The organism is Nocardioides sp. JCM 18999, from assembly GCF_055391175.1.
On record NZ_AP043887.1, the window covers coordinates 1,194,227 to 1,219,151 of the forward strand.

Here is a 24,925-nt window from a genome sequence, read left to right on the forward strand (position 1 = left end):
TTGCGGTGTGACTGCTGTGAGCGACGACGACTTCCGCCTCGAGGTGCGTTCCTGGCTCGAGAACCACCTGGTCGGCGACTTCGCTGCCCTGCGCGGTCTCGGGGGCCCGGGACGTGACCACGAGGCCTTCGAAGCCCGGCTCGAGTGGAACCGCTACCTCGCCCGGCACGGCTGGACCGGACTCGGCTGGCCCGTCGAGCACGGCGGCCGCGGTCTCAGTCTGGCCCAGCAGGTCATCTTCCACGAGGAGTACGCGCGTGCGGATGCTCCCGCGACGGTCAACCACCTCGGCGAGCAGCTGCTCGGGCCGACCCTGATCGCCTCCGGAACCCCGGAGCAGCAGGCCCGCTTCCTGCCGAGGATCCTCGCGGTCGAGGAGCTGTGGTGCCAGGGCTACTCCGAGCCCGGTGCCGGCTCCGACCTCGCCAACGTCGCCACCAGGGCGCGCCTCGAGCCGGGGCCGGACGGCGACGAGTGGGTCATCGACGGCCAGAAGATCTGGACCTCGCTGGCGCACCTCTCGGACTGGATCTTCGTCATCGCCCGCACCGAGCCCGGCTCCGCGCGCCAGGCCGGCCTGTCGTTCCTGCTCGTGCCGGTCGACCAGCCCGGTGTCGAGGTCCGCCCGATCGAGCAGCTCACCGGCGGCTCGGAGTTCAACGAGGTCTTCCTCACCGAGGCCCGCACCGCCGCCGACCTGGTGGTCGGTGAGGTCGGCGACGGCTGGCGGGTCGCGATGGGTCTGCTCGGCTACGAGCGCGGCGTCTCCACGCTGGGCCAGCAGGTCGGGTTCGCACGTGAGCTCGACGACCTGTGTGCCGTCGCTGCGGCCAACGGCGCCGACCAGGACCCGATCCTCGCCGACCGGCTCCGGCGCGCGCGGATCGAGCTCGACGTGATGCGGGTCAACGCACTGCGTTCGCTCGCCGCGCCGACCGTGGCCGCCGAGTCGATCGCCAAGCTGGTCTGGGGCAACTGGCACAAGGATCTCGGCGAGCTGGCGATGGACGTCCTCGGCACCGGCGGTCTGCCCGTGGCCGAGGCGCCCTACGAGCTGGACCGGTGGCAGCGCCTCTTCCTCTTCTCCCGCGCCGACACGATCTACGGCGGCAGCGACGAAGTTCAACGCAACATCCTGGCCGAGCGTGTGCTCGGCCTTCCCCGCGAGCCGAGAGGCGTCTGATGAACCACCCCGCTGATCTCAAGAACGTTCCCACCTACGTGCCCGGGCACGGGTTGCTGAACGACAAGGTGGTCGTCGTGACCGCGGGAGCCGGGGCCGGGATCGGTGCCTCCGTGGTCCGCCGCTCGCTCGAGGAGGGCGCCCGCGCCGTCGTCATCGGCGACACCCACGAGCGTCGACTCAAGGAAGCGGCCGAGGAGCTCGGAGCCGAGTTCGGGGAGGACCGGGTCCGCACGCTCGTCTCCGACGTGACGTCGGAGGCCGACGTCCAGGCGCTGCTCGACGCCGCCGACGAGTTCGGTGGGGTCGACGTGATGATCAACAACGCCGGCCTCGGCGGCACCGCGAACATCCTCGAGATGACCGACGAGCAGTGGGGCCGGGTGCTCGACATCTCGCTGACCGGCACGATGCGCTGCATCCGCGCCGCGGGCACCCGGATGAAGGACTCCGGCAAGGGTGGCGTGATCGTCAACAACGCCTCCGTGATCGGCTGGCGTGCCCAGGAGGGCCAGGCCCACTACGCCGCCGCCAAGGCCGGCGTGATGGCGCTGACCCGCTGCGCAGCGGTCGACCTGGCGCCGTACGGCGTCCGGGTGAACGCCGTCTCGCCGTCGCTGGCGATGCACGCCTTCCTGGCCAAGGTGACCTCCGACGAGCTGCTCGACGAGCTCACCTCGCGCGAGGCCTTCGGTCGCGCCGCCGAGCCGTGGGAGGTCGCCAACGTGATGGTCTTCCTGGCCTCCGGCTACTCCTCGTACATGACCGGTGAGGTCGTCTCCGTCTCCAGCCAGCACGCCTGAAAGGCCGCACCTGATGAGTACTGCTTACATCGTTGACGCCGTCCGCACCCCGGTCGGCAAGCGCGGCGGCTCCTTGTCCGCGATCCACCCGGCCGACCTCGGTGCGCACGTGCTGCGCTCGCTGGTCGAGCGCACCGGGATCGACGCCGTGCGCGTCGACGACGTGATCATGGGTTGCTGCGACACCATCGGCGGGCAGGCCGGCGACGTCGCCCGCTCGGCGTGGCTGGTCGCGGGGCTGCCCGACGAGGTGCCCGGTGTGACGATCGACCGCCAGTGCGGCTCGTCGCAGCAGGCGGTGCACTTCGCCGCGCAGGGCGTGATGTCCGGGACGCAGGACCTCGTCATCGCCGGCGGCCTGCAGAACATGAGCTCCATCCCGATCTCCGCGGCGATGCTGGTCGGTCAGCAGTACGGCTACACCACGCCGTTCGCCGAGTCGCCCGGCTGGAACGCGCGCTACGGCGACACCGAGGTCTCGCAGTTCAACTCCGCGGAGATGATCGCCGAGAAGTGGAACATCAGCCGGGAGCGGATGGAGGAGTTCGCGCTCGCCTCGCACCAGCGTGCCCGCACCGCGATCGACGAGGGCCGGTTCAAGAACGAGATCGCGCCGATCACCCTGGCCGACGGCCGGGTCTTCGAGACCGACGAGTGCGTCCGCGAGACGTCGCTGGAGAAGATGGCCGGCCTCGAGCCGCTGGCTCCCGGTGGTCGGATCACCGCCGCCGTCGCCTCGCAGATCTCCGACGCCGCCTCGGCGATGCTGATCGCGTCCGAGGCTGCCGTGAAGGAGCACGGGCTCACCCCGCGCGCCCGGATCCACCACCTCTCCGTCCGCGGTGACGACCCGGTGTGGATGCTCACCGGCCCGATCCGTGCCACCCGGCACGCGCTGGAGAAGACCGGGATGACGGTCGACGACATCGACCTGTTCGAGTGCAACGAGGCGTTCGCCTCCGTGGTGCTCGCTTGGCAGGACGAGCTCGGTGTCCCGCACGAGAAGGTCAACGTCAACGGCGGCGGCATCTCGCTCGGCCACCCCATCGGTGCCACCGGCACCCGCCTGATGACCACCCTGCTCAACGAGCTCGAGCGCACCGGCGGCCGCTTCGGCCTCCAGACCATGTGCGAGGGCGGCGGCCAGGCCAACGTCACGATCATCGAGCGCCTCTGACCGATCTCCCTCCGCCGACTTGAGGGTTCCTGCAGTCGACTTGAGGGTTCCTGCAGCCGACTTGAGGGTTCCTGCAGCCGAGTCCCGGGTTCTGGGGCGTCGAGTCCCGGGTTGTGGGGCTCACCTCCGGCTCGACGGGACCCAGCGGTACGGCGGCTCCCGACCCTCCAGTCGTGCGTCTCGCGATTCGCGCTGCATCTCTGCTCCCCAACGAACCGGGGGCAGCTCCGCTCGGATGGACCATGCCAGCCGGTCCTCGTAGAAGACGAGGAACGTGTCGTCGAAGAGGCGGCTGAAGTCCTGCGGATCATCAGCGTCGTGGTTGAGCGGCTCGGCGATCGAGGCCCACTCGTCGGGGGTCGCGAGAACGGTGAACGGGGGTCGATCGCCGGAGGGTGTGACGAGGAGTTGGCCCTTCCCGATCTCGCTCACCGACCCGCTGAGCGCCAGGCGCTCGAGAAGCCACTGCCAGCGCTCGTCGACGTGGTCGGCGGTCAGGTGAACGACGGGCCTGCGGCGGCCGGTCAGCTTGTGCACCTCACGGTGAACCGTGCTCGCCACGAGTCGGGCGTAGTCGTCAGGCAGGTCGTGCACCGTGTCGTATCGCCACTGCGGGTCGAGCGGCGTGAACACCGATCCCGCCAGGGATCGAGGCCGGCCCGATGGTGCCCAGCTGCGTTCGAAGGTGGCCTCCGCTCGCAACCAGGGGCGGCCGTCGACGGGGCGCAACGACGTCACGACCACGTCGGGGATCAGGTACTCGGGCAGCACCTCGAGCACCTGGGTGAGAAACTCGTCGTCGTCCACCTGCTCAGCGTGGCACGTCACTAGCGGGCGAGTGACGCCTTCATCACCCCGAAGCCAGCCCGCTTGGTCGTGTACTTCCTGCTGGGGTGCGCGGAGTACTCGACGGTCATGGCAGTCCCGGGGAAGTGCGCGTTGTACCAACCGGTCAGGGTGGGGTCGTTGTCCCCGCCGTGCGGCTGAAGGTGCTTGGCCTTCTCGGGGCTGACGTGACTGCTGCCGGACCCGTTGATCGGGATCGCGCGGAGCGGCAGCCTCAGCTGACGCGCCAGGCGGCGCTGGAAGGGCCGGGGCTTGTCGCGGTACAGACCGACGGCGGCGAACGGCTGGTGGATCGAGGTCAGGAAGACCGGCTGCACCTCGGTCAGGAACGCCATCATCGCGCGGGTCTCGGGCTCGGAGGCCGCCCGCGGCCCGGGGTACTTCCGGCCGTGCGGTCCCTTGCGCCAGTTCATCGGCCAGTTCCGGTTGAGGTCGACGCCGTGGGCGTTGGTCCGCTTGTTCCTGGCCAGCCCGTCGGGATTCATCGTCGGGATGATCCAGACGTCCGCCGCTGTCGACACCGCGACGTGGTCGATCACGAACCTCGCCGTCCGCACGCCGGCGCGTTCGTCGCCGTGCATCGAGCCCAGCAGCACGACCTTGCGCTGCGCGTCGGGGTTGCCCTTGCGGTAGGCGACGATCGGGCGACCCTTGACCGAGCGGCCGATCACCCGCTTCTCCACCACTTGGTTCGACCGTGGGGTGGCTGTGGTCTCGGCGTGGGCCGGTGCGGTCGTCGGCGCCACCAGGACGAAGGCCGCCGACACCATCGCGGCGACCGCGAGCCACAATGAAGAGGTGCTGCTCTTCGACGACATCGCCTCAGAGTATCGAGACTTCGCTGCGTACGCCGCCGGAGACTCTCCCTGCTTCGCCGACTGGGCCACCCGCGCCGCCGACGATGCCGAGCTGCTCGCGTGGCTCGCCGAGCTGCCGCCGATCAAGCACCAGCCCAACCTGGTCTTCGCCGCGGCGCGGCTCCACGGCGTCCCCGCCCCCGGCCCGTACGACGCCCTGCGCACGGCTCTGCTCGAGGACCCGGGCCCCCTCCGGGACACGATCCTGACGCACGCGACCCAGACCAACGAGGTGGGTCGGCTCGCCACCCTGGTGCCGGCGTTCGCGACGATCGCAGAGAGCACGGACCGACCGTTGGCGCTGCTCGAGATCGGTGCCTCGGCGGGCCTGTGCCTCTACCCCGACCGGTGGAGCTACGCGTGGGCGACCGACGGGGGAGTCGTCGAGGCCGGATCAGGTCCGGTCCTGGAGGCGCGGGTCAAGGGCGAAGGCACGCTGCCCGGCGTCGTACCCGACGTGGCGTGGCGCGGCGGGATCGACCTCAATCCGCTCGACGTCACCGACGAGGCCGACATGGCCTGGCTGACCACGCTGGTCTGGCCCGAGCACGAGGACCGCCGGCAGCGACTCACCACGGCGATCGAGATCGCTCGAGCCGATCCGCCGCGGCTGGTCGCCGGGGACCTCCTGGACCAGCTGCCCGGCCTGGTCGAGGAGGCCGCGCAGCACGGTGAGGTCGTGGTCTTCCACTCCGCCGTGATCGCCTACCTGGAGCAGGCCGACCGGGAGCGGTTCGAGGCCCTGATCCGGGGGCTCGTCGCCGACGGGCGGTGTCACTGGGTGAGCAACGAGGCCAAGAACGTGCTGCCGTCGATCACCGCGACCGGACCCGAGATCCCGCCGGAGAAGCAGACCTTCGTGCTCGGCCTCGACGGACAGGCCATCGCCCAGACACACGGCCACGGCCGGAGCCTGCGCTGGACCAGCAGCCGCTAGCGTGGTCCCGTGTCAGGGCTCTTCTCCACCTCATTCCATGCCTCCGAGTGGTCCACCGAGCAGGTCGAAGCGGCCGAGCGGCTCTACGGCGGACTCACCGACGACGTCCGGCGGCTGATCGACCTCACCATCCGGACCGAGGCCGACGCGGACCGGGTAGCGCAGGTGCGCGAGCTGCTGCAGCAGGCCGAGGGACTGCTGGCCGAGCGGATCTCGCCCGAGCCTGCGGGGGTCCGGTTCAACCACGAGGGCCGGTCGTGGAACTGGGGGAACGCCGTGGTGGGGGTGCGCAACGCGATCGCCCCGCCGGTGACCCTGGCCTGGGACGAGGACGGCGTGGTCAGCTCCACCGTGGACCTCGGCGCGGCGTACGAAGGGCCGCCCGGCTGCGTCCACGGCGGGGTCTCGGCGCTGATCCTCGACCACCTGATGGGTGAGACCGCGAGCGCCGCCCACACCCGTCTGACGGTGACCGGCACGCTGTCGCTGCGGTACTCCCAGCCGCTGCCGCTCGGTCGGATCTGGCTGAAGGCCTGGATCGCCGGCGAGGAGGGGCGCAAGATCTCCGTCACCGCCCAGATCGGCCCCGGGGAGCCCGGCTCGGAGCCCGCCATCGTGGCCGACGGCCTGTTCATCGTGCCGCGCTGGGCCGTGGAGGGCGTCGGGGCCCCCATCGGCTCACTGGACTGACCGCCTCTTCTGCTCGGTGGCGATCCCTGGCAGCATGCCGGGCATGACCGCCACCACGAGTGCTCGTCAAGGCTTCTGGAACCGACCGACACTCGCCAAGGCGGTGCTGCTGGTCCTCGGCTACCTGGTCTTCTTCGTCGCCGTGAGTCGGCTCATCGCGTGGGTCTTCTCCGGCGCGATCGACGACGACGACCCGCTGGCCGACTTCAGCACGCTCTTCTTCGGCCTCGCCCTGCCGATCGCGATCGGTGGCACCGCGCTGTTCCTGTTCGCCCGGTGGCAGGGGTGGGCGGCGGAGATCTTCGGGCGCCAGCCCGTGGAGGGACGGCGCTGGATGTGGATCGCGCCGATGCTGGTGGTGCTGGCGATCGTGGCGCACGTGGTCGGCACGGAGTGGAGCGACTGGAGCGCCGGTCAGATCCTCGGCCTGGCGCTCGTCGGTGCCGCGGTCGGGTTCACCGAGGAGATCGCCACCCGAGGCATCGTCGTGACGATGCTGCGCGACGCCGGCCACGGCGAGAAGTTCGTCGCCTTCATCGCGTCGCTGCTCTTCGCGCTGATGCACATGACGAACCTGATCTCCGGGATGGCCGTGACCACCGTGCTGGCGACCGTGGTCTACACGCTGGGCTTCGGTGCCTGCATGTATCTCTCGATGCGCGTCACCGGGACGATCTGGGCGGCCATCATCCTGCACGGGTTCACCGACCCGACCACGTTCCTCGCCGCCGGCGGGCTGGACAAGGGCGTCACCGAGCAGGCCGGCGGCGCCGCAGCGCTCGCCGTGCTGGCGACGGTGCTGGTGATCCTGGTCGGGATCGGGTCGCTCTTCTTCGTCCGCGGGCGCGCACGGGCCGCCGTCAGCTGAGGTACGACGCCGTGCGCTTGAGACTCGCAGCAGCCTCGGTCACCACGCGGTCGATCAACGCCTCGCAGGTCGGCAGGTCGTCGAGCAGACCCACGACCTGACCCGAGGCCAGCACGCCGGCCGAGGTGTCGCCCTCGACCAGGCCGGACTTCAGCATCGTCGGGGTGTTCGCCGCCAGCGCGAGCTGGGCCAGCGAGCGACCCTGGGCGTGCTTCATCGCCTTGCCGTCCGCGGCGAGCTGGCGCCACGTCATCCCGGAGGACTTCTTGAACTCCAGCGTCCGCTTCGCGGTCGGGATGGCGCGCTTGGCCCACGAGGCGTCGAGCAGCGACTCGACCAGGTCCGTGCGCAGCATCCGGTGCGGCATGCCGTCGACCTTGTCGGTCACGACGGTGCCGTCCAGGCCGTAGCCGAGGTAGAGCTCCTTGACCGCCTGGGGCACCGCGGAGTCGGCCGTGAGCAGGAAGCGGGTTCCCATGCCGATCCCGGCGGCGCCGTACGACAGGGCGGCGGCCAGGCCGCGGCCGTCGAAGAAGCCACCGGCAGCGATCACCGGGATGTCGACGGCGTCGAGCACGGAGGGCAGCAGCAGCGTGGTCGGGACGGCGCCGGTGTGACCACCGCCCTCACCGCCCTGGATCATCACCGCGTCGGCGCCCCAGGAGGCCACCTTGGCGGCGTGCTTCGGTGCACCGATCGAGGGGATCACGACGATCCCCTTCTCCTTGAGCATCGCGATCAGCTCCGGCTTGGGTGCCAGGGCGAACGAGGCCACCTTGACCTCGTGGTCGATCAGCAGTAGGCAGCGATCCGCGGCGTCCCCGGCGTCGGCGCGCAGGTTCACGCCGAACGGCGCGTTGGTCCGGCTCTTCGTCTCGATGATCGCCTTCTCGAGCTCGTCGAAGGTCATCGTGGCCGAGGCCAGGATGCCCAGACCGCCGGCGTTGGCGGTCGCCGAGACCAGGCGCGGTCCGGCGACCCAGCCCATCCCGGTCTGGACGACCGGGTGCTTGATCCCGGCCAGCTCGGTGAGCGGGGTGGAGAGGAGCTGGTCGATCATGAAGCAGCCTCAACGACGGGCTCGGGAACCTCGCGCAGGCGCAGGCCCTTGGGGTCGATCACGTGGTTGATCAGGGTGAGCTCCTCCGACGTGGGCTCCCGCGTGACCGGTACGTCCGCCGGGAGGGTGAGCTCGAAGCCGGTCGCGGCGACGACCTCGTCGACCGTGACGCCGGGGTGCACGGAGCGCAGCGCGACCGTGCCGTCGGGGCCGGTGAAGTCGAAGACGCCGAGGTTGCTGATGATCCGGTGCAGGTCGTGGTACTTCGTCGCGCCGACGCCGGCCGCGGCGGCACGCTGGGCGCCGATCCCGGTGACGATGTCGACCTGCTCGACGAAGACGCGGGGCGAGTGCTTCGGCACCCAGTACGACGTCCGGTTGTTGGCGGTGTTGCCCGGAGCGCCGCGCGAGCCGAGCAGCTGGCGGGTCGGCTGGGCGAAGTCGCCGATGGCGCTGATGTTCTGGTTGCCGTCGCGGTCGACCTGGGTCGCGCCCATCATCACGTGTCGGCGGCCGTGGTTGACGATGTCGAAGACCTTGCGGAACGGGATCCAGCCCTCGACCACGTCGGTGCCCCCGATCGGCGGTACGCCGCCGAGCCAGATCGACTCGCCGTCGGAGATCACCAGCTCCGGGTTCGAGGTGAGCTTGGCCAGGCGAGCGCCGACGGTGGGCAGCAGGCCCATCGGGGAGGCGAAGAACTCGCGTCGGCCGGCGTAGGCGTCGGCGAACGCGTCGGCGATCGCGACGGCGCAGACGTCTGCGCGGGTGTAGGTGCTCATCGGGCGTTCTCCTTGCTGATCTCCTGGCGCCAGGCCGCAACGGCCGCTTGGTAGCTGGCTTCGTCGCCGGCCAGGAACCGGTCGTGGAAGGCCTGCCAGTCCTCGTCCGAGCCGGCAGCCGCGGCGGCGTACGCCTTCTGGAACCGCTCGTCGCGCTCGTAGTCGGGGGTGCAGGTGGTGAAGTGGGCGCCGTTCGGGGTCTCGACGACGCCGTCGACCAGCAGACGGCTGATCAGCAGGCGCTGGACGTCGACGGCCGGCGACTGCTCGGTGCCCGCGGTGAGGCCGGCGGTGTCGACGATCTGCTCGCAGCTGACGTAGGCCCGGTCGGCGGCCATGCAGAACAGGTCGTCGAAGTACGGGTCGGGGCCGAGGTAGACGGCGTTGCCGTGCACGTCGGCGCGGTTCATGTGCACGAAGGCGACGTCGAGCTTCAGCGCGGGGACGGCGACGAGGGTCTCGAAGTCGCCGTTCTCGTCGGCGTACGGGGAGGTGATCGTGGTGATCTCGGGGTTGTTCACCAGCACGTCCGAGCCGAGTCCGGCGCGGGCGGGCAGGAATGGCACCCGCTGCGCGGCGGCCTGGAGGCCGAGGTTGAACATGCCCTCGTCGAGCTCGACGACCTGCGGGATCGCCTTGGTCTGGCGGGCGCGCTGGAAGTTCGGCTCCAGCGGGATCGAGTCCAGCGAGACAAAGGCGTAGACCAGCTTGCGGATCTTGCCGGCGCGGGCGAGCAGGCCGACGTCCGCGCCGCCCCAGGCCACGATCGTCAGGTCCTTGAGGTCGCTGTTGTACAGCGCGCGGACCAGGGCCATCGGCTTGCGCCGCGGGCCCCAACCGCCGATCCCGATCGTCATCCCGTCGGAGAGGGAGTCGATGATCGCCTCGATCGAGGTGGTCTTGTCAGCGGGTCGGGTACTCACTTGGTTCCTGCCTTGTCGGACTTGTCGGTGCCGGCGAAGTCGTCTCGCAGCTCGTCGGAGACGCCGGTCAGGTTGAGCTCGAAGGTGAACCCCTGCTCGAACCGGTAGGACTTGTTCACGTCGATCGGGTCGATCCCGTTGAGCGCGGCCTTGGCGGCGCGGATCACGCGGGGGTGCTTGTCGGCGACCTCCTGAGCCAGCGCGAGGGCGGCCTCGTCGAGCTGGTCGCGCGGGACGACCTCGACCACGGAGCCGTGGGTGACCAGGTCGCGGGCCGGGATGGTGCGCGCGGTGAAGTAGAGGGTGCGCATCAGGTGCTGGGGGACGAGGCGGGCCATGTGGGTGGCGGCGCCGAGCGCGCCCTGCTTGACCTCGGGCACGCCGAAGTAGGCGTCGTCCGAGGCGATCACGATGTCGGCGTTGCCGACCAGACCAACGCCACCGCCGACGCAGAAGCCGTTGACCGCGGCGATCACGGGGACCTCGCACTCGTAGACGGCCTTGAACGCGGCGTAGCAACCGTGGTTCGCGCCCAGGAGCGCGTCGAAGCCGGTCGTGTTCTGCATCTCCTTGATGTCGACCCCGGCGTTGAAGCCCTTGCCCTCGGCGCGGAGGATCACGACCCGGACGTTCGGGACGCGGCCGGCCTCGGTGACAGCCGTGGCCACGTCGAACCAGCCCTGGACGGTGAGGGCGTTGACCGGGGGAGCGTTCATCGTGACGATGGCGATGCCGTCGTCCCGGATCTCGCTGCTGACAGACATCAAGGTCCTCCAAAGTTCGGTTGTCTCCAACCTACCGTCAAAACTAGAACGTGTTTCAAAAATAGCGTTTCGGCGCTAGCCTGACAACATGCCACTCTCACTCGATCTCGACGGCCTCGTCGTGCTCGTCACCGGCGGGACCCGCGGCATCGGACGCGGCATCAGCGAGACCTTCATCGCTGCCGGCGCGCAGGTCGTCACCTGCTCGCGCAGCGAGGCCGAGCCGCTCCTGGGCAGCGTCCACCGGGTCTGCGACGTGCGTGACCCCGACGCCGTCTCGGCGCTCGTCGCGGGGATCGTCGAGGAGTTCGGTCGCCTCGACGTGCTGGTCAACAACGCCGGCGGCGCCCCCTCGGCCCCGGCGGCGACGGCGAGCCCGCGGCTGCACGCCAAGGTGGTCGAGCTCAACCTGCTCGCCCCGCTGCTGCTCAGCCAGGCCGCCAACGCGGTGATGCAGGACCAGCCCGGCGGTGGGTCGATCGTCAACATCTCCAGCGTCAGCGCCATCCGACCCTCGCCCGGCACCGCCGCCTACGGCGCCGCCAAGGCCGGTCTGGACTCACTCACTCGCAGCCTCGCGATCGAGTGGGCGCCCCAGGTCCGGGTGAACGCGATCAACGTCGGCATGGTCGCCACCGAGCAGACCGAGGACCACTACGGCGGCCCCGAGGGCGTCGCCGCTGTCGCGGCCACCGTGCCGCTGGGCCGCTTCGCGACCCCGTCCGACGTCGGGGGAGTCGCCGCGTTCCTGGCCAGCCCGTTGGCGGCCTACGCCACCGGCTCCACGATCGAGCTCCACGGCGGGGGAGAGTCTCCCGCCTTCCTCGCTGCGGCAGCGGCGCACATCACCAAGGAGAACGCATGACCACCACCCCCCGCCTCCTCGAGGGCCGCGTCGCGATCGTCACCGGCGCCGGCCGTGGCATCGGTCGCGCGCACGCGCTCGAGCTCGCTCGCCATGGCGCGAAGGTGATCGTCAACGACTACGGCGTCACGAACAACGGTGAGACCACCGTGGAGACGCCCGCTGATGAGGTCGTCGCCGAGATCCGCGCCCTGGGTGGCGAGGCCGAGGTCAACCGAGCCGACGTGGCCGACTTCGACCAGGCCCGCGACCTCGTCCAGCAGGCGATCGACACGTTCGGCGGCCTCGACATCCTGGTCAACAACGCCGGCTTCGTCCGCGACCGGATGCTGGTCAACACCGCCGAGGAGGAGTGGGACGCCGTCATCCGAGTCCACCTCAAGGGACACTTCGCCACGCTGCGGCACGCCGGCGCTTACTGGCGCAACGAGGCCAAGGAGGGCCGCACCCGCGCCGCCCGCGTGATCAACACCTCCTCGGGCGCCGGCCTGCAGGGATCGATCGGCCAGACGACGTACTCCGCGGCGAAGGCGGGGATCGCGGCGATGAGCCTCGTCGCCGCCGCCGAGCTCGGCCGGTACGGCGTCACGGTCAACGCGATCGCTCCCGTGGCCAAGACTCGGATGACCGAGGGTGCCTTCGACACGTCCGCCATGGCGCTGCCCGAGGACAACTCGCCGATCGTCGCCTGGCTCGCCTCGGTCGAGGCCGCCGACGTGACCGGTCGCGTCATTGAGATCGACGGCTCGCTGCTGACGGTCGAGAACGGCTGGTCCCACGGCCCCGCCCAGGACCTCGGCCGCCGCTGGACCGCCGCCGAGGTCGGCCCCGCCCTGACCGAGCTGATCGCCAAGGCCCCGGCCCCAGAGCCCGTCTACGGAAGCTGACCACCCCTTCGCCGAATCCCGGGTTTTCGGGCCTCGAGTCCCGGGTTCTGGGGGCTGGACGCCCCAGAACCCGCGACTCGGCCCACCAAAACCCGGGACTCGGCGTGAGTTGTCAGCGTCGGGTGGGGTCCCGGTGGTGGCGGACCTCGAAGCCGTCGGTGCGGCCGTCGCGGTCGGTGTCGGCCTTCGTCGGATCGGTCCGGCGGAGGATCACCTTCGACCCGCCCGAGGTGCGGACCCGGATCCGGGTGCCGGCGATCTCCTGGGCGTCGCTGAGCCCGTCACGGTCGGTGTCGGCCAGGCAGGCGTGGGTGCGGACCAGGCCGATGGCGCGGCCGGGGCGGCCGAGACGACCGACGCGTTGCGCCAGACGTGTTCCGCGAGCCTCGGCGGCGTCGGAGAGTCCGTCGCCGTCGGAGTCCAGCGTCGGGATCCGGCGGTCGGCGGCACACGCGCCGGGTTTCAACAGCGCGCCGGCCCGGCCGGTCAGCTTGACCGTGAAGAGCCCTTCCTCGCCGTCGGAGTACCAGACCTGGCCGCGCTGCAGGTCCCACGCGGGCTGGGACAACGCATCGGCGCCGTCGGACCCCGGCTGGTTGAAGTAGGCGACCTCGCGCGGGTGCGACAGATCGCTGATGTCGAAGATCCGCAGGCCCGAGGCGATCATCGAGCAGCCGGCCAGGCGCGGCTCGTTGCGCGTGGGCACCGAGCAGTAGTGCGCGGCGTAGGACTTGAGCACGCCGTTGGCGCCGGGGTCGGCCATCACGTCGCCGGTGCGGTTCGCGGGGTCGTGCACCTCGAGCCGCAGCCGGGAGACGACGTACGGCTTGGTCGGGTCGGTGACGTCGATGATCCGCGCTGCGCCGACCTGGTTGGCCTGGAAGTCGATCTTCCAGTTGTCGCCGAACCAGTCGTTGAACTCGTCGACCTCGAGCACGTACGTCCGCCCGTCGCGCGTGAACGGCTCGGCGACCTGCGGCATCGAGGCCTCCGACCAGGTCACCTCGCCCAGGGTGCGGATCTGCGGGTTGGGCTTGCGGTCCTGGATGTCGGAGACGTCGAGGATCCGCATACTCGGCCGATCGAGGATGCTGTTGCCGCTGGGGTTGCCCATGTTGGCGACGTACATCGTCCGGCCGTCGTCGGAGAGCCGCAGCCCGTGGTAGACGCCGGGGAAGCTGAGTGACAGCGGCACCGGCAGCGACGGGTTGGAGACGTCGATCGCGGTCAGGGTGAAACCGGCGGTGCCGCTGGCCCAGACCGTCTTCCCGTCGGGGGAGAAGCCGCTCTCGTGGCCGAGGACGGGGGCGATCCCGGTCGACCTCAGGACCGGGTGGCGGCAGTCGGCGCTGACGTCGTAGACGTCCATGATCCCGGGCGCGGTCGCCGCGGTGCCGAGGATGCCGATCAGCAGTCCGCGCTTCTGGTTGACCAGCACCGACTCGTGCGGGTTGAGCATGGCGGGGGAGAGCAGGGTGGCGGTCTGGACCGGGTGCGCCGGGTCCGTCATGTCGACGGCGGCGACCCCGATGTTGAGGCCGTTCTCGTTGGCAGCCGTGCCGATGATCGCGGCCAGGTCGTAGTAGGCGCAGACCCGACCGGTGGTGTCGACGTAGCGCTGCACCTTGAACGCGCCGGAGCTGCCGGTGTGGCCGACCTGGACCGCGTTGCAGGTGTAGCCCCGCTGGGCCCGGCCGCTCGCATAGTCGGCGCTCGGCACCCGGCCCTGCATCCCGGACTCGGGCCGATCGCCCGGTCCGCAGACCGCGCGCGGGACGCCGGCCAGCGAGCTGCGGGCGACCGAGCTGCCGCTGCCGACGACACCCAGCACGCCGACGGTGATCACGCCGCCGGCGAGGAGCGCGGCGACCGCGAGAACGCGGAACTTCGAGGTGGTGGTCGTCCCCATGATCGACCCCTTCCTTCGGTCAGAGGTCAGATGAGGCCGAGGCGCCCCGCCAGCTTGTCCAGGTACGGCAGCACGATCTCCGGCTCGGCGTCCGGGACGCCCCAGATCAGCTCGTCGGCGACGGCCCACTCGACGAAGTCCTCGGGGGTCGGCTTCTTGGCGACCAGCACCTTGATCTCGGGCTTGCCCTCGCGACCGGCCTCCTCCCAGGCGACCTGGAGCGACTTCACCTTGTCGCCGATGCCGTCCGAGCGCGGCGTGCTCATCCAGCCGTCCGCGTTCTTCGCGATCCATCGGGCCGTCTGCGGGCCGAGCTCGGCGCCGACGATGACCGGGATCCGGCCCTGCGGCGGCTTCGGGTAGGCCCAGCTGGGTCCGAAGTTCACGAACTCGCCGTCGTACGACGCCTCCTCCTGCGTCCACAGGGCGCGCATGGCCTCGAGGTACTCCTTGAGCACCGTCCGGCGGCGGTCGGCCGGGACGTGGTGGTCGGTCAGCTCGTCGGTGTTCCACCCGAAGCCGACACCGAGCGTGACCCGGCCGCCGGAGAGGAAGTCGAGGGTGGCCAGGGTCTTGGCCAGGGTGATCGGGTCGGACTCGACCGGCAGGGCGACCGCTGTCGACAAACCGATACGGGAGGTGACGGCGGCACAGGTGCCGAGCGTGACCCACGGGTCGAGGGTGCGCATGTAGCGGTCGTCGGGAAGCTCCTCGCCACCCGTGGGGTGCAGCGCCTCGCGCTTGACCGGGATGTGGGTGTGCTCGGGGACGTAGAAGGTGTCGAAGCCACGCTCCTCCGCAGCCTTGGCCAGGTCGGCCGGCCGAATACCGCGGTCAGAGGTGAAGAGAACGATGCCATTGCGCATGGACGCCACAATAGAACCTGTTCTAGGTTTGGGGAACACTTCGGCTGGACACGTGTCCGGGCGATCATCAGCAGGGGATCTGAGGGAGGCACGCAATGGCGCAGGCCGGTTTGCAGGCGGACTACGTGGTGGTGGGGGCCGGCAGTGCCGGCGCGGCGACGGCGCGGAGGTTGGCCGATTCCGGCGCCTCGGTCATCGTCATCGAGGCGGGGGACTCCGACACCCGCTTCGGCGTGAAGAACATGCTCGAGGTCCCCGGCGGCGTCTCGGTGATGCTGTCCACGCCCCAGCTCAAGAAACAGTTCGACTGGGGCTACCGCTCCGTTCCGCAGAAGTCGGCGCTGAACCGTGAGATCCCGATGCTGCGCGGCAAGGTGGTCGGCGGCTCCAGCTCGATCAACGGGATGCTCTGGGTGCGCGGCAACCGGACCGACTACGACGACTGGGCCGCCGACGGTGCCACCGGCTGGGGCTACGACGACGTGCTGCCGACCTTCAAGAAGATCGAGGACTGGGAGGGCGGCGAGGACGAGTTCCGTGGCGCCGGCGGCCCGATCAAGGTGCGCAAGCAGGTCAACCTCACGCCCGCGGCGAAGACCTTCCTCGACACCGTGCCCGCACGCTTGGGCGTGCCCGTGCTCGACGACTACAACGGCAAGTCCCAGGAGGGCTTCGGCGTCATCCAGATCAGCGCGGCCGAGGGCCGGCGCTACTCCACCGCGAAGGGCTACCTCCGCGGCGCACCGGAGAACCTGCGTCTGCTGACCAAGCTCCGCGCCACCAAGCTGGTGCTCGACGGCAACCGAGCCACGGGCGTCGAGGTGCTCGACGCCGACGGCAAGAAGCTCATCATCAGCGCCGGCCGCGAGGTCGTCCTCGCCGCCGGTGTCTTCGACTCGCCCAAGCTGCTGATGCTCTCGGGCATCGGTCCGGCCGAGGAGCTCCAGCGCCTCGGGATTCCCGTGCTGGCCGACCTGCCGGTCGGGGAGAACCTGCACGACCACCTCTACGTCCCGGTGTCGTTCCGGATGGACTCCGCGCTGCGCCGGCCCACGCCGGGGTACTTCCTCCGCGGCCTGTTCAAGGCACGGATCACCCGCAAGGGCTGGGCCGCGGGCTCGCAGTTCGAGGCGTCCGGCTTCATCAAGTCCGCGCTCGCCACGGAGTCGCCCGACCTGCAGATGCACGTCCTCTACTGGGTCTACCCGTTCCCCAACCAGGACGCCGACGAGCCGGTCCGCCCGCCGACGACCAAGCCGGGTCTGTGCATCCTGCCCACCCTGATCCACCCCAAGAGCCGGGGCACGGTGAAGCTGGCCAGCACCGACCCGCTCGCCGCGCCGCTGATCGACCCCAACTACCTCTCCCACCCCGACGACACCGAGGTGCTGCTCGAGGGCATCGCCCGGATCCGTGAGGCGATGGTCGGGGTCGGGGACAGCGAGGGCGAGATCGCGCCCGGTCCGGACTACGCCGACCCCGCGAAGATCCGCGAGGTACTGCCCAACATCGTGCACTCGGTCTACCACCCCGTCGGCACCTGCCGGATGGGGACCGACGAGCGCGCCGTGGTCACGCCCGACCTCAAGGTGAAGGGCATCGAGGGTCTTCGGGTCGCCGACGCCTCGGTGATGCCGAGCGTGACCAGCGGCAACACCAACGCCCCGTCGATCCTGATCGGCGAGCGGTGTGCGGAGTTCATCCTTGGCTGACCAGCCGACAGCTGGTCGCTTCGCCCGCGTGCACGCACCCCTCGACGTCGTCGTGGTCGACGACGTCGAGGGTGCGGCCGCACCCGGGCCGGGCCAGGTCCGGGTGGCGGTGACGTACTCGGGCATCTGCGGGTCCGACGTGCACAACTACGTCGACGGGGACGTCTACCCGCCCGCGATCTTCGGCCACGAGTGGACCGGCACCGTCGCGGCGCTCGGTGACGGCGTCGACGACCTCGCCGTCGGGGACCGGGTCATCACGTGTGTCGGGCCGCCCTGCGGGACCTGCGCCCCGTGCGTGAGGGGCCACGCCGAGCACTGCGAGCTCGCCTTCTACGAAGGGATCGGTTTCGCCCCGAACAGCCCGCCCCACGGGGCGTTCGCCAGCACGCTCACCGTGGCACGCCGCCAGGTGATGCCGGTGCTGCCCGGGCTCACTGACGCTGCGGCGGCGATGGTCGAACCCGTCGCCGTCGCGGTCCACGGGGTCAAGCGCACCGGACAGCGGCTCGGTGACGTCGTCGTCGTCCAGGGTGCGGGACCGATCGGGCTCCTCACCTCCCAGGTCGCCCGCCACGCCGGCGCCGGCCACGTGCTGGTCGTCGAGCCCAACGAGCAGCGCCGGGATGTCGCCAGGGCTCTCGGGTTCACCGACGTCCTGGCGCCGGGCCCGGAGGTCCGGACGCGTCTCACCGAGCTCACCCAGGGACTCGGCGCCGACGTGCTCTACGAGTGCAGCGGCGTCGCCGCCCTGCTGCAGCCCTCGGCCGAGCTGGTCCGCCGCGGCGGGACGCTCTCCCTGCTCGGGGTGGCCACCGGGCTCTCCGAGGTCAACTACACCGACTGGGTGGTGCGCGAGCTCCGCGTGGTCGCCTCCACGACCTACCACCACGAGGACTTCCTCACCGCGATGCGGTTCATCGCCGACGGGTCGGTCGACGTGGCGCCCCTGCACACCGGCACCATCGGCCTCGCCGAGCTCGGCGACGTACTCGGGGAGCTGCACTCGGGTGCCACCGCGCACACCAAGGTCCTCGTGGACCCGACGCGATGAGCGGAGTGCTGAGCGACCGGCCGCTCATCCAGGTCTGCTGGGTGGTCGAGGACATCGACGCCGCGGTCGAGGCGCAGGCCGCGCTCGGCTCCGGCCCGTGGACCGTGATGCGCGACGTCGTCTTCGACGCCGAGCACAACCAGTACGGCGGCCAGCCGGCCGAGTTCGCCGCGCACATCGGCCTGGCCTACTCCCGGGACCTGCAGCTGGAGCTGATCCAGCCGACGTCGGGCGCCTCGATCTATGCCGACTTCCTCGCGGCGGGCGGACCGGGACTGCACCACGTCGCGATCGAGTCGGCCGACCTGGACGTCGACCTCGCCGGGGCCGCCGCTGCCGGGCTGTCGGTCGCGCAGGGCGGCAGCATGGCCGACGGGGCGATCCGGTACGCCTACCTCGACGGCGCGAGCTGAGGGACGCCGTACGTGGAGCTGATGCAGATCGAGCCGTGGATGCGCGCCTTCTACGACGGTCTCAAGGCGACCTCGCTGCGAGACTGACGCCATGTTGGAGCTGCGTCCGAGTTGCGAGTGCTGCGATCTCGACCTGCCGCCCGAGTCGCACGTGGCGATGATCTGCACCTTCGAGTGCACCTGGTGTGCCCGGTGTGTCGACCGGTGCCTGGGCGGCAGCTGCCCGAACTGCGGCGGAGGGCTTGAGCGTCGCCCCGTTCGACCCGCTGCTCACCTCGAGGCGCACCCGGCTTCCACGGTGAGGGTGGTTCAGGCAGGTCTGCACCGCCCCTGACGGCGGCCGCCGTTGAGCCAAATCCGGTGTGGGCGGACGCGTCCTCTCCTACGGTGTGGCGCGTGACTCGACGACGACCGATGGCACTTCCTGGTGTCCTGGCGATGCTGGCTCTCGTGCTGGTGGCTCTCCCGGAGGCCCAGGGCACGGCGCTCGCGGCGCGATCGGAGTCCGCGTCCCGCTGGGTGAAGGTCGACCACTGGGCCGATGGCGACACCGTGACGACCTCGATCGGACGGGTCCGACTGATCGGGGTGGACACACCGGAGATGGGCACGTGCGGTGCCGCCCGACTCAAGAAGTATGCGCAGCGGTTGGCGCCGGCAGGATCGATGATCAAGGTCGTCAACCCAGGATCGGTGCGGGACGAGGACGACTACGGGCGGCTGCTGTTGTACGTCGTGAACCGCGACGGCACCGACGTGGGGAAGGCGCAGATCAAGCGCGGTGCCCGTGCTCGGTACGACTCACGCACCGGCTACGACCACCACCCGAAGCAGTCCGCCTATGTTCGCCTCGATCGGAAGTACAAGCTGAAGGGCTGCAGGAACGCCCCAGCGTCGACGAAGGCGCCCCAGGGTGGTGGAGGGTCCTCCTCGCCGCAGGGCTGGGACTGCCCGAGCAGTGCCCCGATCAAGGGCAACCGCGGCTCGAACGGCTGGATCTATCACCTGCCGGGTCAGCAGTACTACGCCGACACCCACCCCGAGGAGTGCTTCGCCACCGAGGCCGCCGCTCAGAAGGCCGGGTACCGACGGTCGAAGGTCTGACCGCTGGCTCAGACGCCCAGCTTCTCCCGCGCCAACGCGGCACTGGCGGGGTAGTCGACCTTGGAGACCACGGTCCGCGGCACCTCGGGCACGAAGATGATCTCCTTCGGCACCTTGTAGTTCGCGATCAGGGCTCGGCAGTGGTCGCGCACCTCGTCGGTGGTCAGGGTGTGCCCGTCACGGGCCGCGACCAGCGCCACCACCTGCTGCCCCCAACGCTCGTGCGGCGTGCCGACGACCACCGCGTCGAGGATCGACGAGTGGCGCAGCAGCACCGCCTCGACCTCCTCGGGGTGCACCTTCTCGCCGCCGGTGTTGATGCACACCGACCCGCGACCCAGCAGCGTGATCGTGCCGTCCTCCTCGAGCCGGGCGGCGTCGCCGGGGATCGACCAGCGCTGGCCGTCGATCTCGCGGAACGTGGCCGCGGTCTTGACCGGGTCGTTGTAGTAGCCGAGCGGGAGGTACCCGGTCCGGGCCAGCAGCCCCTCCTCGCCGACGTCGGCGGTGGTCAGGTCCGGCCGGATCACACGCACCTCGGGCGAGGCGTTGAACCGGGGCGCTCCGGCGCCGGCGTCCTCACCGGAGTCGATCCGGTTCGCCGCCGCGCCGGACTCCGAGGAGCCCATCGTGTCCAGGATGAAGCGGCCGGGCAGCACCTCGCGCAGCTGCGTCCGGACCGCGTCGGAGAGCGGCGCCGATCCGTTCGACATCGCCATCAGGCCCGAGAGGTCCCAGCGGTCGGGTTCGGCCGCGATCGCATCGGCGACGGGGCGCCCCATCGCGTCGCCGAGGAAGGTCAACGAGACCACGCCGGCCGCCTCGACCAGGTCGAGCAGGGTGGTGGCCTCGAAGTGCGGCTCGGTGTAGAGCGCCACCGACTGCCCCGACACGTGCCCGTTGCCGAGGATCCATTGGCTGCCGCCGTGCATCATCGGGCCGCAGGCGAGCATCGTCATCGGGTTCTGGTTCGCCACCGCCTCGGTGGCGAGGTCCTCGACCGAGGTGATCGGCGCCTTGAACCGGGCCTCGTTCATCGCCGCGGGGATGATGTCGGCGTTGCGCCAGACCACGCCCTTCGGTCGGCCCGTGGTGCCGCCGGTGTAGAGGATGTACGGGTCGTCGCCGGTGCGTTCGGCAGCTCGACCGCCGAGGGCCCGGTCCGTCGAGGCCGCGGCCAGCGCCGCCTCGTAGTCGGACCCCAGCACCAGCACCGCGCGCAGCTTCGGCAGGTCGAGCGCGGCGACCACGTCGACGTACTCGGGCTCGACGATCGCAGCGACGCAGTCGGCGTTGTCGTAGAGATAGGCGAGCTCGTCGGCGAGGTACTTGAAGTTCACGTTGATCGGCACCACGCGCGCCTTGAGGCAGCCGTAGAGCGCCTCGACCCACTCGATCCGGTTCTTCGAGTGCACCGCCACGTGCTCCCCGGGCTCGATCCCGAGCGACACCAGGTGGTTCGCGAGCCGAGTCGCACGCTCGTCGAGCTCGGCATAGGTGTGGCGGCGGTCCATCGTGAAGACCGCTGTCCGGTCCGGGACGGCGTCCGCCATCGCTTCGAGGAGGTCGCCCAGCGTGAGTGGCCGCGTCATCCCTGGAGCCTGGCAAAGGGAGCGTCGGGGCGTCCACCATTTCGACGAAGTTTTTGGAACCTGTTCTAGGTGGGCTGTCGTTCCAGCGGAACGGGTGCCAGATTGGAGGAATGACCACCATCACCAAGATCGCCACGGCCATGTTCAGCGTCGCCGACCAGGACGCCGCCATCGGCTTCTACACCACCACGCTGGGCTGGGAGCTCCGCGACGACATCGCCTTCGGCGACGGCGACCAGTCGGGCCGCTGGGTCGAGGTCGCTCCGGCCGGATCCGAGGCGGTGCTCGCCCTCAACCCTCCGATGGGCGGCGAGCCCGGGGGAGGTTCGGTCGGCGTTGAGACCTCCGACGTCCAGGCCGAGCGCGATCGTCTGTCCGCCCTCGGCGTCGAGGTCGGAGAGATCATGGGCGGGGACGGCCCCGTCCCGCGGATGTTCTCCCTCACCGACCCCGACGGCAACTGGGTCTGGGTGGTCCAGGCCGACTGAACCGCACCACCCGCGACTAGCTGATGAGGGCGAGCGTGTCGAGGTCCCGCATCGCCGTCGCGGAACGGTGGGCCATCGCAGCGAACATTCGGTCTCCGCGCTCGGTCCGGGTGCCGTACGCGCAGCCGAACGCCGCCACCAACGGCCCGGCGAGCATCGCGAACCGGTAGTCGTCCCACGCCACCTCGGCCGAGATCTCCACCTCGTGTGTCGCCAGCGCGGCGCGGTACGCCTCGACGATCCCCTTCTCGTGGAGCCGCCGATCCTCCACCGACAGGCCGGTGCCCAGCAGGTAGGCCAGGTCGCGGGCGGGCAGGCCGATGCTGAGCGTCTGCCAGTCGACCGCGAACACGCCGTCGACCGCTGAGCCCGAACCATCGCGCGACTCGGTGAAGAGCAGGTTGTCCAGCCGGTAGTCGCCATGCACCGGGGCGAACCGGCCGCCGCGGCCGAGCTCCCAGGTCGCGATCAGCGGGGCCGCCTCGCGCAGCGTGGCCGCGTCCTCAGGTGCCAGCAGGTCGCCGAGCTGGGCGACGAACAGCTCGACGGTCGGGCCGTAGAGCTCGCCCAGGGTGGCGGCCTGCTCGGCGTCGCTCGCCGTGATCCAGCCGAGCTCGAGCAGGGTCGGGTCCGACCAGCGCGGGCCGTGCAGTCCGGCCAGGTTGAGCGCGGCGATCTGCGCCTCCTCGACCGTGCAGCCGGCGATCTGCTCGCCGGCCCGTGCAGGGGCGAGGTCCTCCAGCACCAGGGCGAACGCCCCGTCGTCGGCGACGCCGGTCGCGTGCAGGCAGGCCGGGGTGCGGACGGCCAGGGTGGGCAGCAGCTCGCCGTAGAACCGGGTCTCGGTGCGGTAGGTCCCCGCCACCATCGCCCGCGTCGCCGGATCCGGGTTGGGCAGCTTCACCAGCACGCTCGCCGGTGCGTGCGGGCCGATGTCGGGACCGTGAAGCCCGAGTCGGTAGCAGGAGCCGATCTGCCCGGCGCCGATCCGTTCGACGACGAGGTCGGTGATGGGGGTCCCCAGGGCCTCGGAGACCCAGTCGGGCGTGATCTCGTCGGCGGTCGAGATCGGTCGCGTGGCGCGGACGTTCATCGTGGGTGGCTCCATCCGGGGTTGGCGGGCAGGTGGTCGAAGGCGGTGCCGAAGCGTTGCTCGCGCAGCGGTGCCCAGGCCTGGAGAACGCCGCGCAGCTCCGTCGGCGTCGCGCCGTGCAGGATCACCGAGTCGGCGCCGGCGGTGAACTGGTCGGCGATCCGTTCGGCGCACTGCACCGGGGTGCCGGTGGCGGACGCGGCCAGCCAGGCTGCGGGCAGCACCGAGTCGCGCAGGTAGGTCAGCTCCTCGACCGTCCCGATCGCGTCGAGCGCGCCCGGATAGCCCTGCAGCAGCGGGTCGGAGCGGAACCGCTCCAGGTCGACCGCGTCCCAGCCGTTGGCGCGCACCAGGGCGGCGCCGTACCCCTGGAGGTAGGTGGCGAGCCGGCCGACCAGCTTGCGCAGCCTGACCTCCTCGGGCAGGCCGTCGTCGACGGTGGCGAGGACCGACCAGATCCGGATCGAGGCAGGATCGCGGCCGGCCTCGGCGGCGGAGGTCCGGACGATGTCGACCGCGCGGGCCAGGGTCGCGTCGGTGAAGAAGGTGTGCAGCACCACCCCGTCCGCCACCCGGCCGGCCAGCCGCAACGTCGCGTCACCGATCGCCATCATCAGGATCGGGATGTCCTCGTCGAAGCTGGAGTCCTGGGACAGATAGGGGTAGGAACCCGCCGGACCGGCGTGGCCCATCACGGCGCCGCCGTGCCAGAGCGTGCGGTAGATCCCGATCGCGTCGGCCATCTGTGCGCTGGTGATCCGCGGCAGGCCCATCACGTCCCACAGCAGGTCGAAGCCGCGGCCGAGCCCCAGGGCGTAGCGACCGCCGGAGAGCCGGTGAGCGGTGGTGGCCAGGGTCGCGGTCACCAGGGGATGCCGGGTGGAGTGGTTCGTCGCCGCGGTGCCGATGCCCAGCCGGGTCGTGGCAGCCGCGGCGGCACCGGCGAGCACGCCGGCGTCCTTGACGTTGAACCGCTCGGAGAGGAACACCGACCCGAGTCCGAGCTCCTCGGCCAGGCGGCACTCGTCGAGCAGGTCGGCGGGGGAGGTGGTGTGCCCGGCCAGCCCGTAGAAGCCGAGCTCGTTGAAGGCCGTCACACCAGCACCTCGTCGCCGATCAGCCGGACCGACTCCCACGACGGCTCGGCCGGCAGCCCGCCGCAGAGCGGGTGCAACGAGATCAGACCCAGGTCGCCGGACCCGATCCGGTCCTTGAGCTCCTCGGGCGTGGCCACCAGGTACATCTCGCTCTCCCGTACGTCGGCCACGGTCCGTGACCCGTCGGCGACGACGTGGGTCATCCCTGCAGGACGCCAGGCCTCGTAGCCCTGGGCGTCGGCGAGCAGGTGGTCGCCGTACTCCGCCCAGAAGCGCTCGGGGTCGCGGGTGCAGAAGACGCTCAGCGGACCGGGCGGTGGCACCAGCGCCAACCCGGGCTCACGACCCAGGTCGCGACACGCCTGCCGGTACAGGTCGACCAACGAGGGATCGGTGGACTGCGGCTGGAAGTGCAGGCCGTAGCGCGCCGCCCGCCGCGCCGCGGCTGGCGAGCCGCCACCGATGAAGAGCAGCGGGTGCGGCCGACTCAGCGGCTTCGGGTGCACCGCGGAGTCCGGCAGCCAGGCCTCCTGCAGCGCCTCGATCACCGCATCGAGCTGCTGGCCCCGGGTGGCCCACTCGCGACCGTGCAGCGCGTACTCCTCGGGCCGGTAGCCGATCCCGAGGGTGTAGTTGACCCGGCCGCCCGAGAGATGGTCGAGGACGGCGATGTCCTCGGCCAGCCGGATCGGGTCGTACAGCGGTGCGAGCAGGGCGGAGACCGTGATCGGCAGCCTCGTCGTCACCGCCGCGAACGCCGAGGCGACCACGAGCGGGGACGGCAGGTAGCCGTCGGGGGAAGCGTGGTGCTCGGAGACCATCACCGCACCCAGGGCGGTGCCGTCGAGGTAGGCGACCTGGTCCACCGCGCGGCGGAACAGCTCGGACCGCTTCGGAGCCTTCGCCCCAGGCGCCCGGAAGTCGAAGCGGGCGACGCTGACCACTCCCATCCCGA

The 24,925-nt window shown here is 70.7% G+C and carries 26 protein-coding genes; 14 read left to right on the top strand and 12 right to left on the bottom strand.

Features of this window, described 5'->3' with window-relative positions; genetic code table 11:
- The first annotated feature begins 7 nt into the window (after positions 1-7).
- The 3 genes from ACZ5J1_RS05720 to ACZ5J1_RS05730 are packed head-to-tail and all read left to right on the top strand — an operon-like array spanning position 8 to position 3,163.
- Positions 8-1,183: an acyl-CoA dehydrogenase family protein gene (locus ACZ5J1_RS05720; protein WP_464563358.1), complete on the top strand. Its 1,176-nt coding sequence runs from the start codon at positions 8-10 to the stop codon at positions 1,181-1,183.
- A complete protein-coding gene (locus tag ACZ5J1_RS05725; protein WP_464563360.1) occupies positions 1,183-1,986 on the top strand; it encodes an SDR family oxidoreductase in 804 nt (267 codons plus the stop codon). Before ACZ5J1_RS05720 ends, ACZ5J1_RS05725 begins: the two co-directional genes overlap by 1 nt.
- A 13-nt stretch (positions 1,987-1,999) precedes the next feature.
- A complete protein-coding gene (locus tag ACZ5J1_RS05730; RefSeq protein WP_464563362.1) occupies positions 2,000-3,163 on the top strand; it encodes an acetyl-CoA C-acetyltransferase in 1,164 nt (387 codons plus the stop codon).
- 120 nt (positions 3,164-3,283) lie between these two features.
- Here the strand turns inward: ACZ5J1_RS05730 and ACZ5J1_RS05735 are convergent, their stop codons facing one another.
- Both ACZ5J1_RS05735 and ACZ5J1_RS05740 read right to left on the bottom strand, forming a co-directional pair.
- Positions 3,284-3,970 (bottom strand): hypothetical protein, encoded by a 687-nt coding sequence (locus ACZ5J1_RS05735; protein ID WP_464563364.1) that lies wholly within the window; start codon positions 3,968-3,970, stop codon positions 3,284-3,286.
- A gap of 20 nt (positions 3,971-3,990) precedes the next feature.
- Positions 3,991-4,827: a M14 family zinc carboxypeptidase gene (locus ACZ5J1_RS05740; protein WP_464563366.1), complete on the bottom strand. Its 837-nt coding sequence runs from the start codon at positions 4,825-4,827 to the stop codon at positions 3,991-3,993.
- Between ACZ5J1_RS05740 and ACZ5J1_RS05745 the strand changes: the two genes are divergently transcribed.
- The 3 genes from ACZ5J1_RS05745 to ACZ5J1_RS05755 are packed head-to-tail and all read left to right on the top strand — an operon-like array spanning position 4,808 to position 7,361.
- Complete coding sequence (locus ACZ5J1_RS05745) at positions 4,808-5,803, top strand: DUF2332 domain-containing protein (protein WP_464563367.1); 996 nt, start codon at positions 4,808-4,810, stop codon at positions 5,801-5,803. The genes ACZ5J1_RS05740 and ACZ5J1_RS05745 overlap by 20 nt on opposite strands.
- Before the next feature lie 9 nt (positions 5,804-5,812).
- Positions 5,813-6,493 (top strand): PaaI family thioesterase, encoded by a 681-nt coding sequence (locus ACZ5J1_RS05750; RefSeq protein ID WP_464563368.1) that lies wholly within the window; start codon positions 5,813-5,815, stop codon positions 6,491-6,493.
- A gap of 43 nt (positions 6,494-6,536) precedes the next feature.
- The gene (locus ACZ5J1_RS05755; protein ID WP_464563369.1) at positions 6,537-7,361 is read left to right on the top strand and encodes a CPBP family intramembrane glutamic endopeptidase; all 825 of its coding nucleotides are present in this window, start codon (positions 6,537-6,539) and stop codon (positions 7,359-7,361) included.
- On the opposite strand, the gene ACZ5J1_RS05760 is transcribed toward ACZ5J1_RS05755, so the two are convergent.
- Genes ACZ5J1_RS05760 through ACZ5J1_RS05775 form a run of 4 tightly spaced genes read right to left on the bottom strand, consistent with a single transcriptional unit; the run spans position 7,354 to position 10,890 of the window.
- Complete coding sequence (locus ACZ5J1_RS05760) at positions 7,354-8,421, bottom strand: NAD(P)H-dependent flavin oxidoreductase (RefSeq protein WP_464563370.1); 1,068 nt, start codon at positions 8,419-8,421, stop codon at positions 7,354-7,356. The two genes, ACZ5J1_RS05755 and ACZ5J1_RS05760, sit on opposite strands and share 8 nt — an antisense overlap.
- On the bottom strand, positions 8,418-9,203 hold the full coding sequence (locus tag ACZ5J1_RS05765) for a CoA-transferase subunit beta (protein WP_464563372.1): 786 nt from the start codon (positions 9,201-9,203) through the stop codon (positions 8,418-8,420). Before ACZ5J1_RS05765 ends, ACZ5J1_RS05760 begins: the two co-directional genes overlap by 4 nt.
- On the bottom strand, positions 9,200-10,126 hold the full coding sequence (locus ACZ5J1_RS05770) for a CoA transferase subunit A (RefSeq protein WP_464563374.1): 927 nt from the start codon (positions 10,124-10,126) through the stop codon (positions 9,200-9,202). Before ACZ5J1_RS05770 ends, ACZ5J1_RS05765 begins: the two co-directional genes overlap by 4 nt.
- Positions 10,123-10,890 carry an enoyl-CoA hydratase family protein gene (locus ACZ5J1_RS05775; protein ID WP_464563376.1) on the bottom strand — a complete coding sequence of 256 codons (768 nt, stop codon included), beginning with the start codon at positions 10,888-10,890 and terminating at the stop codon, positions 10,123-10,125. The genes ACZ5J1_RS05770 and ACZ5J1_RS05775 overlap by 4 nt, the downstream gene beginning before the upstream one ends.
- A gap of 88 nt (positions 10,891-10,978) precedes the next feature.
- Between ACZ5J1_RS05775 and ACZ5J1_RS05780 the strand changes: the two genes are divergently transcribed.
- Together ACZ5J1_RS05780 and ACZ5J1_RS05785 are read left to right on the top strand one after the other, a co-directional pair.
- Entirely contained in the window at positions 10,979-11,755 is a 777-nt protein-coding gene (locus ACZ5J1_RS05780; protein ID WP_464563378.1) for an SDR family oxidoreductase, read from the top strand.
- The gene (locus tag ACZ5J1_RS05785; protein ID WP_464563380.1) at positions 11,752-12,642 is read left to right on the top strand and encodes an SDR family oxidoreductase; all 891 of its coding nucleotides are present in this window, start codon (positions 11,752-11,754) and stop codon (positions 12,640-12,642) included. Before ACZ5J1_RS05780 ends, ACZ5J1_RS05785 begins: the two co-directional genes overlap by 4 nt.
- Before the next feature lie 112 nt (positions 12,643-12,754).
- Here the strand turns inward: ACZ5J1_RS05785 and ACZ5J1_RS05790 are convergent, their stop codons facing one another.
- Positions 12,755-14,551, bottom strand: a complete 1,797-nt coding sequence (locus ACZ5J1_RS05790) for an LVIVD repeat-containing protein (protein WP_464563382.1) — start codon at positions 14,549-14,551, stop codon at positions 12,755-12,757.
- Positions 14,552-14,577: 26 nt separating this feature from the next.
- Complete coding sequence (locus tag ACZ5J1_RS05795; RefSeq protein ID WP_464563384.1) at positions 14,578-15,417, bottom strand: LLM class F420-dependent oxidoreductase; 840 nt, start codon at positions 15,415-15,417, stop codon at positions 14,578-14,580.
- 95 nt (positions 15,418-15,512) lie between these two features.
- Between ACZ5J1_RS05795 and ACZ5J1_RS05800 the strand changes: the two genes are divergently transcribed.
- The 5 genes from ACZ5J1_RS05800 to ACZ5J1_RS05820 all read left to right on the top strand — a co-directional run bounded on the left by ACZ5J1_RS05800 (position 15,513) and on the right by ACZ5J1_RS05820 (position 19,700).
- A complete protein-coding gene (locus tag ACZ5J1_RS05800; protein WP_464563386.1) occupies positions 15,513-17,129 on the top strand; it encodes a GMC family oxidoreductase in 1,617 nt (538 codons plus the stop codon).
- A gap of 28 nt (positions 17,130-17,157) precedes the next feature.
- On the top strand, positions 17,158-18,183 hold the full coding sequence (locus ACZ5J1_RS05805; protein ID WP_464563388.1) for a zinc-dependent alcohol dehydrogenase: 1,026 nt from the start codon (positions 17,158-17,160) through the stop codon (positions 18,181-18,183).
- Positions 18,180-18,596 (top strand): VOC family protein, encoded by a 417-nt coding sequence (locus ACZ5J1_RS05810; protein ID WP_464563390.1) that lies wholly within the window; start codon positions 18,180-18,182, stop codon positions 18,594-18,596. Before ACZ5J1_RS05805 ends, ACZ5J1_RS05810 begins: the two co-directional genes overlap by 4 nt.
- A 91-nt stretch (positions 18,597-18,687) precedes the next feature.
- Positions 18,688-18,930, top strand: a complete 243-nt coding sequence (locus ACZ5J1_RS05815) for a DUF1272 domain-containing protein (protein ID WP_464563392.1) — start codon at positions 18,688-18,690, stop codon at positions 18,928-18,930.
- 62 nt (positions 18,931-18,992) lie between these two features.
- Positions 18,993-19,700: a thermonuclease family protein gene (locus ACZ5J1_RS05820; protein WP_464563394.1), complete on the top strand. Its 708-nt coding sequence runs from the start codon at positions 18,993-18,995 to the stop codon at positions 19,698-19,700.
- Positions 19,701-19,708: 8 nt separating this feature from the next.
- Here ACZ5J1_RS05820 and ACZ5J1_RS05825 read toward each other — a convergent pair whose 3' ends face one another.
- Positions 19,709-21,292, bottom strand: coding sequence for an AMP-binding protein (locus ACZ5J1_RS05825; protein WP_464563396.1), 1,584 nt, complete (start codon positions 21,290-21,292; stop codon positions 19,709-19,711).
- Positions 21,293-21,402: 110 nt separating this feature from the next.
- On the opposite strand from ACZ5J1_RS05825, the gene ACZ5J1_RS05830 reads away from it, so the two are divergent.
- Positions 21,403-21,780 (top strand): VOC family protein, encoded by a 378-nt coding sequence (locus ACZ5J1_RS05830; RefSeq protein ID WP_464563398.1) that lies wholly within the window; start codon positions 21,403-21,405, stop codon positions 21,778-21,780.
- 16 nt (positions 21,781-21,796) lie between these two features.
- On the opposite strand, the gene ACZ5J1_RS05835 is transcribed toward ACZ5J1_RS05830, so the two are convergent.
- From ACZ5J1_RS05835 to ACZ5J1_RS05845, 3 genes are read right to left on the bottom strand one after another with little or no spacing between them, the layout of a single operon-like run.
- Positions 21,797-22,873 carry a phosphotransferase gene (locus ACZ5J1_RS05835; protein ID WP_464563400.1) on the bottom strand — a complete coding sequence of 359 codons (1,077 nt, stop codon included), beginning with the start codon at positions 22,871-22,873 and terminating at the stop codon, positions 21,797-21,799.
- Positions 22,870-23,970: a TIGR03857 family LLM class F420-dependent oxidoreductase gene (locus tag ACZ5J1_RS05840; RefSeq protein WP_464563401.1), complete on the bottom strand. Its 1,101-nt coding sequence runs from the start codon at positions 23,968-23,970 to the stop codon at positions 22,870-22,872. Before ACZ5J1_RS05840 ends, ACZ5J1_RS05835 begins: the two co-directional genes overlap by 4 nt.
- Positions 23,967-24,920, bottom strand: a complete 954-nt coding sequence (locus ACZ5J1_RS05845) for an LLM class flavin-dependent oxidoreductase (RefSeq protein ID WP_464563403.1) — start codon at positions 24,918-24,920, stop codon at positions 23,967-23,969. Before ACZ5J1_RS05845 ends, ACZ5J1_RS05840 begins: the two co-directional genes overlap by 4 nt.
- Between the last annotated feature and the right edge of the window lie 5 nt (positions 24,921-24,925).